This is a genomic window from Flavobacterium erciyesense (assembly GCF_018069925.1).
In the GTDB taxonomy this organism is placed as follows: Bacteria; Bacteroidota; Bacteroidia; order Flavobacteriales; family Flavobacteriaceae; genus Flavobacterium; species Flavobacterium erciyesense.
This window is the reverse complement of the sequence record NZ_JAGPXB010000002.1, coordinates 246,928-260,346: the sequence shown is the minus strand read 5'-3', so window position 1 is coordinate 260,346 and position 13,419 is coordinate 246,928. Positions and strand designations below refer to the sequence as shown.

The 13,419-nt window shown below is 35.9% G+C and carries 14 protein-coding genes and 4 tRNA genes; all 18 read left to right on the top strand.

All coding sequences use genetic code 11. The annotated features are described in order from the left end of the window. Window positions 1–13: 13 nt before the first annotated feature. The 18 genes from KBJ98_RS04160 (at window position 14) to rpoB (ending at window position 13,350) form a co-directional block, all read left to right on the top strand. Window positions 14–1,183, top strand: coding sequence for an acyl-CoA dehydrogenase family protein (locus KBJ98_RS04160; RefSeq protein WP_210788398.1), 1,170 nt, complete (start codon window positions 14–16; stop codon window positions 1,181–1,183). Between the two features lie 299 nt (window positions 1,184–1,482). Further along, window positions 1,483–1,677, top strand: a complete 195-nt coding sequence (gene rpsU / locus KBJ98_RS04155) for a 30S ribosomal protein S21 (protein WP_072993116.1) — start codon at window positions 1,483–1,485, stop codon at window positions 1,675–1,677. 227 nt (window positions 1,678–1,904) lie between these two features. Then, window positions 1,905–2,441: a DUF3575 domain-containing protein gene (locus KBJ98_RS04150; protein WP_210788397.1), complete on the top strand. Its 537-nt coding sequence runs from the start codon at window positions 1,905–1,907 to the stop codon at window positions 2,439–2,441. Then, window positions 2,423–3,076 (top strand): hypothetical protein, encoded by a 654-nt coding sequence (locus KBJ98_RS04145; protein WP_210788396.1) that lies wholly within the window; start codon window positions 2,423–2,425, stop codon window positions 3,074–3,076. Before KBJ98_RS04150 ends, KBJ98_RS04145 begins: the two co-directional genes overlap by 19 nt. Before the next feature lie 184 nt (window positions 3,077–3,260). Further along, on the top strand, window positions 3,261–4,151 hold the full coding sequence (locus KBJ98_RS04140) for a tyrosine-type recombinase/integrase (RefSeq protein ID WP_210788395.1): 891 nt from the start codon (window positions 3,261–3,263) through the stop codon (window positions 4,149–4,151). A gap of 39 nt (window positions 4,152–4,190) precedes the next feature. Further along, the gene (gene hpf, locus KBJ98_RS04135; RefSeq protein ID WP_210788394.1) at window positions 4,191–4,493 is read left to right on the top strand and encodes a ribosome hibernation-promoting factor, HPF/YfiA family; all 303 of its coding nucleotides are present in this window, start codon (window positions 4,191–4,193) and stop codon (window positions 4,491–4,493) included. 90 nt (window positions 4,494–4,583) lie between these two features. Further along, window positions 4,584–4,660 (top strand) — tRNA-Thr (locus KBJ98_RS04130). 30 nt (window positions 4,661–4,690) lie between these two features. Then, a tRNA-Tyr gene (locus KBJ98_RS04125) sits at window positions 4,691–4,771 on the top strand. A 76-nt stretch (window positions 4,772–4,847) separates the two neighbouring features. Next, window positions 4,848–4,919 (top strand) — tRNA-Thr (locus KBJ98_RS04120). Between the two features lie 52 nt (window positions 4,920–4,971). Further along, window positions 4,972–6,159, top strand: a complete 1,188-nt coding sequence (tuf, locus tag KBJ98_RS04115) for an elongation factor Tu (protein WP_166138789.1) — start codon at window positions 4,972–4,974, stop codon at window positions 6,157–6,159. Between the two features lie 59 nt (window positions 6,160–6,218). Then, window positions 6,219–6,289: transfer RNA gene (locus KBJ98_RS04110), tRNA-Trp, on the top strand. Window positions 6,290–6,307: 18 nt separating this feature from the next. Beyond that, the gene (gene secE, locus KBJ98_RS04105; RefSeq protein ID WP_086455318.1) at window positions 6,308–6,505 is read left to right on the top strand and encodes a preprotein translocase subunit SecE; all 198 of its coding nucleotides are present in this window, start codon (window positions 6,308–6,310) and stop codon (window positions 6,503–6,505) included. Between the two features lie 8 nt (window positions 6,506–6,513). Then, window positions 6,514–7,065 (top strand): transcription termination/antitermination protein NusG, encoded by a 552-nt coding sequence (gene nusG, locus KBJ98_RS04100; RefSeq protein ID WP_166138786.1) that lies wholly within the window; start codon window positions 6,514–6,516, stop codon window positions 7,063–7,065. Window positions 7,066–7,131: 66 nt separating this feature from the next. After that, window positions 7,132–7,569, top strand: a complete 438-nt coding sequence (gene rplK / locus KBJ98_RS04095) for a 50S ribosomal protein L11 (RefSeq protein WP_166138783.1) — start codon at window positions 7,132–7,134, stop codon at window positions 7,567–7,569. Window positions 7,570–7,582: 13 nt separating this feature from the next. Further along, entirely contained in the window at window positions 7,583–8,272 is a 690-nt protein-coding gene (rplA, locus tag KBJ98_RS04090) for a 50S ribosomal protein L1 (RefSeq protein WP_039111376.1), read from the top strand. Window positions 8,273–8,294: 22 nt separating this feature from the next. After that, on the top strand, window positions 8,295–8,807 hold the full coding sequence (gene rplJ / locus KBJ98_RS04085; RefSeq protein WP_210788393.1) for a 50S ribosomal protein L10: 513 nt from the start codon (window positions 8,295–8,297) through the stop codon (window positions 8,805–8,807). A gap of 86 nt (window positions 8,808–8,893) precedes the next feature. Then, window positions 8,894–9,262, top strand: a complete 369-nt coding sequence (gene rplL, locus KBJ98_RS04080; protein WP_166138772.1) for a 50S ribosomal protein L7/L12 — start codon at window positions 8,894–8,896, stop codon at window positions 9,260–9,262. A 275-nt stretch (window positions 9,263–9,537) separates the two neighbouring features. After that, the gene (rpoB, locus tag KBJ98_RS04075; protein WP_166138767.1) at window positions 9,538–13,350 is read left to right on the top strand and encodes a DNA-directed RNA polymerase subunit beta; all 3,813 of its coding nucleotides are present in this window, start codon (window positions 9,538–9,540) and stop codon (window positions 13,348–13,350) included. Window positions 13,351–13,419: the final 69 nt, after the last annotated feature.

Here is a 13,419-nt window from a genome sequence, read left to right as displayed (position 1 = left end):
AAAATAATAGAATATGAATTCAGTTTACTTCACAGAAGAGCATCAGGCCTTCAGAGAAAGTTTAAAAGATTTTTTACAAAAAGAAGTGGTTCCTCACATTGAAAAATGGGAAAAAACAGGTACGATAGAGCGTTTTATCTGGAAAAAATTTGGCGATATGGGTTACTTTGGGATTAATTACCCAGAGGCCTACGGCGGGATGAATCTTGATTTGTTTTACACAGTTGTTTTTTTAGAAGAACTACAAAAGATAAAATCATCAGGTTTTGCTGCAGCAATGTGGGCTCATGCGTATTTAGCTATGACGCATTTAAATGCAGAAGGCGATGATAGAATCAAGCAAGATTATCTTGCGCCGAGTATTGCAGGTGAAAAAATTGGAGCATTGTGTATATCAGAACCTTTTGGAGGAAGTGATGTTGCGGGAATGCGCACCACCGCAGTTAGAAAAGGCGACAAATATATCATAAACGGATCGAAAACCTTTATCACTAATGGTGTTTACGCTGATTATTATATTGTGGCGGCCAAAACAAATCCGGAGTTGGGTAACAAAGGAATTAGTATCTTTTTGATGGATACCGGTCTAAAAGGAATATCAGCATCTAAACTTGATAAATTGGGATGGAGAGCATCGGATACGGCAGAGATCGCATTTGATAATGTGGAGCTTCCTGCTGAAAATCTTATGGGTGAAGAAGGGAAAGGATTTCCATATATCATGCAGCATTTTGCATTTGAACGCTTAATAATGGCAATTAATGCACATGCTAGAGGGGAATATGCAATTGATTATACTATCGATTATATGTCTCAACGTGAAGCTTTTGGAAAAAAGATAAGTAAATTTCAAGCCTTGCGTCACACCCTTGTAGAGCACGCCACTGAAGTAGAGCACTGTAAAATTTTTAATTATGCTGCTGTTGCTCGATTAGATAAAGGAGAATATGTAGTAAAAGAGGCTACAATGGCTAAGTTGAAATCAACCAAAGTTGCTGATGAGGCTATTTACAGTTGTTTGCAGATGCTAGGTGGTTATGGTTACATGGAAGAGTATCCTTTGGCGCGTTTGTTTAGAGACAGTCGCTTAGGGCCAATTGGAGGTGGTACTTCAGAGATTTTAAAAGAAATTTTAGGAAAAATGATTATTGATGATCAAAGTTACGAACCAGCTGTGAAATAGTTTTGACTATTCATTATAAGTTGTAAGTAAATATCATTGTGAGGAATTCCAATGAATAAAATCAAGGAGTGAGCAGTTTGTTCGCTCCTTTTTTTGTGTGAAGGATAGTAGTGGAAATCCTTTTATGAAGCGTAGCGAAATAAAAGATTGCAATGAATAGCCTGACGGCACCGAAGCTTGATTGATAATGTAATGGATGCGCTTTGTGCCGGCACACCAAAATAAATTGAAGAACAGTAGGGATTAAACGAAAAATAATAACTACTTTTGCACACTTAAAGAAAGGGGGTGTCTATATTATGTTAATTATACCAATTAAAGACGGAGAAAATATCGATAGAGCGTTAAAACGTTACAAAAGAAAATTTGATAAAACAGGAACTGTTCGTCAACTAAGAGCACGTACTGCTTTTATTAAGCCTTCAGTAACAAACAGAATCAAAATTCAAAAAGCGGCTTATATCCAAAATATGAAAGATAACTTAGAAAGTTAGTCGATTCTACATTAATTATAAAAATAGCAATAGAGTTTTTTAACTTTATTGCTATTTTTTTTGTAAAAAATTTTGTTTTTTAAAATAAATCTTACATTTGTTTTGTTATCTGCTAAAAGGAAAATTATGAAAATTACGGTGCAGTGTATATTGATGGTGAATGGTCTGGGTCAAGACTTATTCAAAAAGAATAAAACATCTTATTAATTTGTAAAACACTATTAACCATGAAAAAAATCTTAATTTTTACAGCTATTTTAATCTTTTCAACGCTTGCCTATTCGCAAAAAGAAAGTGATTTATCGAGAAATTTATTTAAAGTCAATATTTTAGCACCAGGCTTGACCTATGAGCGGGTTTTAGGTGATAAGACAACTTTTAATGTTGATGTTAATTTGTCATTTGGAGGCACGAGTAAGGGAGGTGGGCAATTAAAACTGTTGGCATCTCCATTCGGCAGAGCTCAATATCGTTATTATTATAATTTAGAAAAACGCTTGGCTAAAAATAAATCAATTAGAGGTAATTCAGCTGCTTATATTGCTCCTTCTATTAGTTATTATATGAAGCCCATAAATGATGGTTCTTGTTTAAGTGATTATGACGGCCTTACAACAGGGGCTGTGTGGGGATTTCAAAAAACGTATAAATCAGGGATTAATCTTGGTGCGAATACAGGATTGGGATATAATTTTAGTAGTAATTTGGTTCATCAAGTTGTTACTATTTTAAATTTTACTGTTGCATGGGTTATTCTAAAATAAGTAAAGTTTTATTTGTAGCAATTTTCAATATTTTTTGTGTCAGTGCACAAAAAGTATTGCCTTTTTTGGGTGCGGGGCAAAATATCAATACATCTTTTGAAAATAATGGTTACCTAAATATTTCTACAGGAGTTCAATATAATCTACAGGATTTTATTAAGCCAGAGATTGAATTCCGATTCTTTTTCGGCGCTTTGCAAAACAATACTACTTATGACTCTGCAAATTCTTTTACGCGGATAAAAGATGTTTTTACAACTTTTCAGGCTTTAAATTGGAGTGTTACTCCCAATTTGTTTATTCCTTTGGATCAAAATAAACATTGGTACCTAGCAGTAAAGCCAAAATATAATTATGCCGAAATAAAAGCTTCAGATGCGATTTTTGTTTATCAAGAGACTAAAACAATTTATACAAAAGAAGCCCGTAAAGGAGTTAGTCGTTCTTTTGGTTTAAACATGGGGGTTTTGGGTAAATTGTGGTCAGAATCCTATGATGCGGTTTTGTTGTCTGTTTTTGTAGATAATATCAACTTTAACAAAGTGATTAAAAGAACGCCCAATACAGATTTAGATACCAATTATGACTTAGGTTTTGAAGTTGCTTACTACTTTAGTTTTAAAAAGAAAAAATAAAGAGAATTCGCAATCAAAGAGCACGTAGTGCTTTTGTTATGCCGTTAGTAACAAACAGAATCAAAATTCAAAAAATGGCTTATATCCAAAATATGAAAGTTAAATAGAAAGTTAGTCGATTCTACAGAAAATAGGAACTGTTAGTCATCAAAATTATTTAACTTTGATGCTAACGGTTTTTTTTATGGTTAAAAGTATAGAAGCATTCGGGCAATACCTCCGCTTGGAGAAAAAGTATTCCAATCACACCATTACGGCTTACAATAACGACTTAGTTTCTTTTAGAGACTTTGTATTTTTGAGATATCAGCAAGCTACAATTGATGATGTGCTGTATGTTCAAATAAGAGCTTGGATAGTAGAGTTAGTCGATCAGTCACTTTCAAACACTACAATAAATAGAAAAGTAGCGTCTCTTAAAGCTTTTTACAAATTTTTACTCCGAAGCAAGCAAATTAAAGCCAGTCCTTTGGCGACTCACAAGGCCTTAAAAACTCCCAAAATAATTCAGATTCCGTTTTCGGAACAAGAGATGGTGCAGGTTGCGGAGGTTTTTCCAAAAGGAACTGATTTTGAATCAGTACGTAATCAATTGATTGTAGAACTGTTTTATGCAACAGGGATGCGAAGGGCGGAGCTTATTGGGTTGGAGTTTAAAAATGTAGATTTAGCATCAGGTATTATTAAAGTATTAGGGAAGCGCCAAAAAGAGCGTTTGTTGCCGTTGTTGCCGTTTTTATTAGATTCAATCAAGAGATACCTTGCTGCTAGGGCTGATTTAGAGACACTTGAAGATTCAGATTATTTTTTTCTCACGAAAAAAGGAACAAAATTAAACGAAAGTCTTGTGTATCGGTTAATAAATTCATACTTTAGTAGAGTGTCGCACAAGCTAAAAAAAAGTCCTCACATTCTTCGTCACACTTTTGCTACTCATTTACTTAATAATGGTGCAGATTTAAATTCAGTCAAAGAATTATTGGGGCATGCTAGTCTAGCTTCTACGCAGGTGTATACACATAGTAGTCTATCGGTTCTTCAAGAAGTGCATAAAAAAGCACATCCAAGGGGCTGATGAAAAAAAAATATTTAATAATTTTTAATAACGATGATTATGAAGGTAAGTGTTCACGCAGTTAACTTTACTGTTGACAGAAAGTTGGTTGATTTTGTTCAAGAACGAATGGATAAACTTGAAAAGTACTACGATAAGGTCGTCTCGTCTGATGTGTATTTGAAAGTTGAAAAAACGAGTGAGAAAGAAAATAAAATTGTCGAAGTAAAAATTAATGTACCCGGTGATGAGTTATTGGTTAAAAAACAATGTAAATCATTTGAAGAAGCAACCGAGTTAGCCGCAGAATCTTTAGAGCGAATGCTGTTAAAACGAAAAGAAAAGATTAGTTCGCACATTTAATATAAAATTTTTTCAAAAAATGTTTTGATTGCTAGATAAAATCTATACATTTGCAGTCCGTTAGAAATAGCGGACTTTTTTTATCAATTTGCCAGCGTAGCTCAGTTGGCTAGAGCAGCTGATTTGTAATCATCAGGTCGTGGGTTCGAGTCCCTCCGCCGGCTCCAAGTTAACATATTGAAAGATAAAGAAAGTGAGGGGAGATACTCAAGCGGCCAACGAGGGCAGACTGTAAATCTGCTGTGTGAACTTCGCAGGTTCGAATCCTGCTCTCCCCACTAGAATGAAACTTAGTTGCTTTAGAAAAGTGTAGAACTTGTCTTTTAGAAACTAAGCTCTTTGATAAGAGGTTCTGCCGACTTAGCTCAGAGGTAGAGTGCTTCCTTGGTAAGGAAGAGGTCACGGGTTCAATTCCCGTAGTTGGCTCAAGTAAGTAGGAAATAAAAATTAATATATAACAAGATTAAAATTAAGTAAAATGGCAAAAGAAACCTTTAACCGTTCGAAACCACACTTAAATATTGGTACGATCGGACACGTAGATCACGGTAAAACTACTTTAACAGCAGCAATCACAAAAGTATTATCTGATGCTGGTTACTGTCAAGCAAAATCATTTGATCAAATTGATAATGCTCCTGAAGAAAAAGAAAGAGGTATTACTATCAATACATCACACGTTGAGTACGAAACTGCTAACCGTCACTACGCACACGTTGACTGTCCAGGTCACGCGGATTACGTAAAGAACATGGTTACTGGTGCTGCTCAAATGGATGGAGCTATCCTTGTTGTAGCTGCAACTGATGGACCAATGCCACAAACACGTGAGCACATCCTTTTAGGTCGCCAAGTAGGTATTCCTAGAATGGTTGTTTTCATGAACAAAGTTGACATGGTGGATGACGCTGAGTTGTTAGAGCTTGTTGAAATGGAAATTAGAGATTTATTATCTTTCTACGAATATGATGGTGACAACTGTCCAGTAATCCAAGGTTCTGCTTTAGGAGGATTGAACAATGACGCTGCATGGGTTCCTAAAATTTTAGAATTGATGGAAGCTGTTGATAACTGGATCGAAGAGCCATTACGTGATACTGACAAACCATTCTTGATGCCAGTTGAGGATGTATTTACAATTACTGGTCGTGGAACTGTTGCTACAGGTCGTATCGAAACAGGTATTGCAAACACTGGAGATCCAGTAGAAATTATTGGTATGGGAGCTGAGAAATTGACTTCTACTATCACTGGAGTTGAGATGTTCCGTAAAATCCTTGATAGAGGAGAAGCTGGAGATAACGTAGGTTTATTGTTGAGAGGTATTGATAAAGAATCTATCAAAAGAGGAATGGTTATCATTAAGCCAGGATCTGTTAAGCCACACGCAACTTTCAAAGCTGAGGTTTATATCTTGAAAAAAGAAGAAGGTGGACGTCACACTCCATTCCATAATAACTACCGTCCACAGTTCTACGTACGTACAACTGACGTAACAGGAGTTATTACTTTACCAGAAGGAGTAGAGATGGTAATGCCAGGTGATAACTTAACTATCAATGTATCTTTGTTAAGCCCAATCGCAATGAGCGTTGGTTTACGTTTCGCTATCCGTGAAGGTGGTAGAACAGTAGGTGCTGGACAAGTAACTGAAATCGTAGGTTAATCCACGAAATATACAATCAAAAAATAGTGTCGTTTAACGATGACACTATTTTTTATTCTACGGGCGTAGTTCAAGGGTAGAATAGCGGTCTCCAAAACCGTTGATGGGGGTTCGAATCCCTCCGCCCGTGCAAAAAAAATAAATCACAATGACAAAAGTTGTAAATTACATATCAGAGGCATTTGAGGAATTAAAATCAAATGTAACTTGGCCAGAATGGTCTGAAGTACAGCGTCTAACCATTGTTGTAGCTGTATTTTCTGTTTTATTTGCCTTGGGGACTTGGGGAGTAGATGAGATTTTTGCAAAAGCTTTAGCTGGATTTTTTAATTGGATAAAAGCTTAATTTTTGTTATGGCAGATAATAATGTGAAGAAGTGGTATGTCGTTAGAGCGGTTAGCGGGCAGGAAAACAAAGTAAAAGCATATATCGAAACCGAAATCGCAAGATTAGGAATGGAAGATTATGTTTCACAAGTTCTTGTTCCAACCGAAAAAGTCGTTACTGTTAAGGAAGGAAAAAAATTAGTTAAAGACAAAGTTTATTTTCCAGGTTATGTAATGATCGAAGCGAATCTTGTTGGTGAAATACCGCATATCATTAAGTCTATAACAAGTGTTATTGGTTTTCTAGGAGAAGTTAAAGGTGGAGAGCCTGTTCCGTTAAGAATGTCGGAAGTTAACAGGATGCTAGGAAAAGTTGATGAGTTGGCTGTTAATACAGATACACGTGCTATTCCATTCAATATGGGTGAAACTGTAAAAGTAATTGATGGGCCATTTAATGGATTCAACGGAACGGTTGAAAAAATTAATGAAGAAAAGCGTAAACTTGAAGTAATGGTGAAAATCTTCGGAAGAAAAACACCTTTAGAGTTGAGTTTTATGCAAGTTGAAAAAGTATAATTTTTGTTACATCTATAATAATCATTGTTTCCGCTTCCATTGGTAGCAATGTTAAATTTTTTAAAAATGGCTAAAGAAATTAGTAAGGTAGTTAAACTACAAGTTAAGGGAGGTGCTGCGAACCCGTCGCCACCGGTTGGACCTGCTTTAGGAGCTGCTGGGGTAAACATCATGGAATTCTGTAAGCAATTTAATGCTAGAACTCAAGATAAACCCGGCAAAATATGCCCAGTACAAATTACTGTGTATAAAGACAAATCATTTGATTTTGTTGTTAAGACTCCTCCAGCGGCTGTCCAATTATTGGAAGCTGCAAAGCTAAAGTCAGGATCTGGTGAACCAAATCGTAAAAAAGTAGCTAGCGTTACTTGGGATGTTATCAAAGCAATTGCTGAAGATAAAATGGTAGATTTAAATGCATTCACAATCGAATCTGCTATGAGCATGATTGCTGGAACTGCTAGATCTATGGGTATAACTATATCAGGAGATTCTCCTTTTTAATTAAGAGATAGACATGGCAAAATTGACAAAAAAGCAAAAAGAGGCTGCTTCAAAAATTGAAAAGAACAAATTATATTCTTTGAAAGATGCTGCGGCATTAATCAAAGTTATTGCTTCTGCAAAATTTGATGAGTCTGTTGATATCGCAGTTCGTTTGGGTGTAGATCCAAGAAAAGCGAATCAAATGGTAAGAGGTGTTGTTACATTACCGCATGGTACTGGTAAAGATGTTAAAGTATTAGCATTAGTGACTCCAGATAAAGAAGCGGAAGCTTTGGCAGCTGGTGCAGACTATGTTGGTCTTGATGATTACCTTCAAAAAATTAAAGATGGTTGGACAGATGTTGATGTTATCATCACTATGCCAGCTGTTATGGGTAAATTAGGTCCATTAGGTCGTATTTTAGGACCAAGAGGTTTAATGCCAAACCCAAAAACAGGTACTGTAACTATGGATGTTGCAAAAGCTGTTCAAGAGGTTAAAGCTGGTAAAATCGATTTTAAAGTTGATAAAACTGGTATTGTACATGCAGGAATTGGTAAAGTATCATTTGGTGCTGAGCAAATTTATGACAATGCACACGAAATTATTCAAACATTAATCAAACTTAAGCCAACTGCTGCTAAAGGTACCTACATTAAAGGTATTCACCTTACAAGCACAATGAGTCCAGCTATTGCATTGGATCCAAAAGCAGTATAATTGGTAGTTAATAATTTTTAGTATGACTAGAGAAGAAAAATCAATCGCGATTGAAGATTTAACTGCACAGTTAGCTGGTACAAATATCATTTACATATCTGATATTTCAGGACTTAATGCAGAGACTACTTCAAGCTTGAGAAGAGCTTGCTTTAAAGCAGGTATAAAATTAGAGGTTGTAAAAAACACTTTGCTTGCAAAAGCAATGGAAGCATCTGATAATGATTATGGAGATTTGCCATCAGTTTTAACTGGTAACAGTGCAATCTTTATTTCAGATGTTGCAAATGCACCTGGTAAAATTATCAAAGATTTCAGAAAAAAATCAGCAAAGCCTGTATTAAAAGGAGCTTACATTAATTCTGAAGTTTACATCGGAGACGATCAATTAGATGCATTAGCAACTATCAAATCTAAAGAAGAGCTTATTGGCGAAATCATTGGATTATTACAATCTCCTGCACAAAGAGTTATCTCAGCTCTTCAAAACCAATTCGCTAATAGCGAAGAGGCAACTGAGGAAGCAGAGGCATAATAACTATATTTTAAACTATAGTTATTTAAATTAGCGCACAATAAATAAATTATATTTTTACAAATCATTTTAAAACGATAGAAAAAATGGCAGATTTGAAACAATTCGCAGAACAATTAGTTAACCTTACTGTAAAAGAAGTTAACGAATTAGCAACAATATTAAAAGATGAGTACGGAATCGAACCAGCTGCTGCAGCTGTAGTAGTTTCAGGTGGTGGTGAAGCTGCTGCTGAAGAAGTTCAAACTGAGTTTACAGTTGTATTGAAAGAGGCTGGTGCTTCTAAATTAGCAGTTGTGAAATTGGTTAAAGAACTTACAGGTTTAGGTTTGAAAGAAGCTAAAGATGTAGTTGATAGTGCTCCAAGTACTGTTAAAGAAGGTGTAACTAAAGAAGAGGCTGAAGGTCTTAAAAAATCTTTAGAAGAAGCTGGAGCTGTAGTTGAGCTTAAATAGTTAAACTAAGTTTATAAAATAAGGTTTAGGTCTTGAGTTTAGTCACTCAATGACCTAAACCATTTTTCGTATAACAAAAGTCTAGCTTGTATTACAACAAACTAGCACGTTGAATACCCTATTTATTCCCAGTACGAGGAAAAAAAATTAATAGATAATAAGAAAGTAGTTATCCCAATAATTAATTTTTAAAGATGTACCGGTTATAAAATGTGTTTTTAGAACTCTAAAATTCACAAAACAAATTACTTTTTTAATCAAAATTTTGTCCATTGATGCTAACAAATCAGACTGAAAGATTGAATTTTGCCTCAACAAAAAATATCCCTGACTATCCAGATTTTCTAGATGTTCAGGTTAAGTCGTTTAAAGATTTTTTTCAATTAGAAACTAAATCAGACGAAAGAGGTGACGAAGGGCTTTACAATACCTTCATGGAAAATTTTCCAATAACTGATACAAGAAACAACTTCGTATTAGAGTTCCTTGATTATTTTGTAGATCCTCCACGTTATACAATTCAAGAATGTATAGAAAGAGGTCTTACATACAGCGTGCCATTAAAGGCTAGACTTAAACTGTATTGTACTGACCCAGAACACGAAGATTTTGAAACTATTGTTCAAGATGTTTATCTTGGTACAATTCCTTATATGACGCCTAGTGGTACCTTTGTTATCAATGGTGCTGAGCGTGTAGTTGTATCTCAATTGCACCGCTCTCCGGGTGTTTTCTTTGGTCAATCATTCCATGCAAATGGTACAAAATTGTATTCGGCGAGAGTAATTCCGTTTAAAGGTTCTTGGATTGAATTTTCTACTGATATCAATAGTGTAATGTATGCTTACATTGATAGAAAGAAAAAGTTACCAGTAACCACTCTTTTCAGAGCTATCGGTTTTGAAAGAGATAAAGATATTCTTGAAATTTTTGACCTTGCTGAAGAAATTAAGGTTTCTAAAACTGGTCTTAAAAAATATATTGGTAGAAAACTTGCTGCACGTGTATTGAACACTTGGCACGAGGATTTCGTAGACGAAGATACTGGTGAAGTTGTATCTATCGAACGTAACGAAATAATCCTTGATAGAGATACTATTATCGACAAAGATAATGTGGAAGAAATTATTGATTCTAACGTTAAGTCTATCTTATTGCATAAAGAGGATGCTAATCAAGGTGATTATGCTATCATTCACAATACGTTACAAAAGGATCCAACAAACTCTGAGAAAGAGGCTGTTGAGCACATCTATAGACAATTGCGTAACGCAGAACCGCCTGATGAAGAAACAGCACGTGGTATCATTGATAAATTATTCTTCTCTGATCAACGTTATAACTTAGGTGAAGTAGGTCGTTACAGAATTAATAAAAAGTTAGGTTTAGATACGCCAATGGAAAAGCAAGTCTTGACCAAAGAGGATATCATAACCATCGTAAAATATTTGATTGAATTAATCAACTCTAAAGCGGAGATTGATGATATTGATCACTTATCTAACCGAAGAGTTAGAACTGTTGGTGAACAACTTTCTCAACAATTTGGTGTTGGTCTTGCTCGTATGGCAAGAACTATTCGCGAAAGAATGAACGTAAGAGATAATGAGGTGTTTACACCTATTGATTTGATCAATGCTAAAACATTATCTTCTGTAATTAACTCATTCTTTGGTACCAACCAATTGTCTCAATTTATGGACCAAACCAATCCATTGGCTGAAATCACGCACAAGCGAAGATTATCTGCACTTGGACCAGGTGGACTATCTAGAGAAAGAGCAGGATTTGAGGTTCGTGACGTTCACTATACGCACTACGGGCGTTTATGTCCAATCGAAACTCCTGAGGGACCAAACATTGGATTGATCTCTTCACTTGGTGTTTATGCTAAAGTGAATGGAATGGGATTCATCGAAACTCCTTACCGCAAAGTAACTAATGGTGTTGTAGATTTAGAATCTACTCCAGTATACCTTAGTGCCGAGGAAGAGGAAGGAATGTTAATTGCACAAGCCAACATTCAAATGGACAATTCTGGTAAAATTACTGCCGAAGACGTAATTGCGCGTCAAGAAGGTGATTTCCCTGTTATTGATCCTTCAAATGTTGATTATACTGACGTTGCTCCAAACCAAATTGCCTCTATTTCTGCATCGTTGATTCCTTTCTTGGAACATGATGATGCGAACAGAGCTTTGATGGGATCGAACATGATGCGTCAGGCCGTACCATTGATACGCCCTGAAGCTCCAATTGTAGGTACCGGTTTAGAGCGTCAAGTAGCTTCTGATTCTAGAGTATTGATTAATGCTGAAGGTCATGGAGTTATTGAGTATGTTGACGCAAACATCATCACTATCAAATACGATCGTTCTGAAGAAGAAAGAATGGTAAGTTTTGAGCCTGATGAAAAAACATACAACTTAATTAAGTTTAGAAAAACTAACCAAGGAACAAGTATTAACTTGAAACCTATCGTAAGAAAAGGGGATAGAGTTGTTCCAGGTCAAGTTTTATCTGAAGGATATGCTACTCAAAATGGAGAATTAGCATTGGGTCGTAACTTGAAAGTGGCGTTTATGCCATGGAAAGGTTATAACTTTGAGGATGCGATTGTAATTTCTGAGAAAGTAGTTCGTGATGACATCTTTACTTCAATCCACGTAGATGATTACTCATTAGAAGTAAGAGATACGAAATTGGGTAACGAAGAATTAACGAATGATATTCCTAACGTTTCTGAAGAGGCTACAAAAGACTTGGATGAAAACGGTATGATTAGAATTGGAGCCGAGGTGAAGCCTGGTGACATTCTTATCGGAAAGATTACTCCAAAAGGGGAATCAGATCCAACTCCAGAGGAGAAATTATTGCGTGCCATCTTTGGTGATAAAGCAGGTGATGTAAAAGATGCTTCTTTGAAAGCTTCTCCTTCTTTACATGGTGTTGTTTTAGATAAAAAATTGTTCGCAAGAGCGGTAAAAGATAAGCGTAAACGTACCCAAGACAAGGATGCATTAGGTGCACTTGAAATGGAGTTTGAAGTGAAGTTTGTTGAGTTAAAAGACAAACTAGTTGAAAAACTTTTCTTGATCGTTAACGGAAAAACATCTCAAGGGGTAATGAATGATTTGGGTGAAGAGGTTTTACCAAAAGGTAAAAAATACACTCAAAAAATGCTTTATGCAGTAGAGGATTTTGCTCACTTAAGTAAAGGTCAATGGGTAGCTGATGATGCTACGAATACTATGGTTAATGATTTAATTCATAACTATAAAATTAAATTGAACGACTTACAAGGTGCATTACGTAGAGAGAAATTCACGATTACTGTCGGAGATGAATTGCCAGCAGGAATTTTGAAATTAGCTAAAGTATACATCGCTAAAAAACGTAAGTTAAAAGTGGGTGATAAGATGGCGGGTCGTCACGGTAACAAAGGTATTGTTGCTCGTATCGTACGTCATGAAGATATGCCTTTCCTTGAAGATGGAACACCAGTTGATATCGTATTGAACCCACTTGGGGTACCTTCTCGTATGAACATTGGTCAGATTTATGAAACAGTATTAGGATGGGCTGGTATGAACTTGGGCAGAAAATTTGCTACACCAATTTTTGACGGAGCATCTTTAGACGAAATCAATGCTTTAACGGATGAAGCTGGAGTACCTCGTTTTGGTCATACGCATTTGTATGATGGTGGTACTGGAGAGCGTTTCCACCAAGCTGCAACTGTAGGTGTAATTTACATGTTGAAATTAGGTCACATGGTTGATGACAAGATGCACGCACGTTCTATCGGACCGTACTCTTTAATCACTCAGCAGCCACTTGGAGGTAAAGCACAATTTGGAGGTCAGCGTTTTGGAGAGATGGAAGTTTGGGCATTAGAGGCTTATGGAGCTTCTAGTACACTTCGTGAAATCTTGACAGTGAAATCGGATGACGTAATTGGTAGAGCTAAAACGTACGAGGCAATCGTTAAAGGAGAATCTATGCCAGAGCCAGGATTACCTGAATCATTCAATGTATTGATGCATGAATTGAAAGGTCTTGGTTTAGATATCAGATTAGAAGAATAATATTCAGTAAAAAGTGGTCAGTGTTCAATGTATGTTGAATACTGAACACTGATTACTTTTTAAATTAGT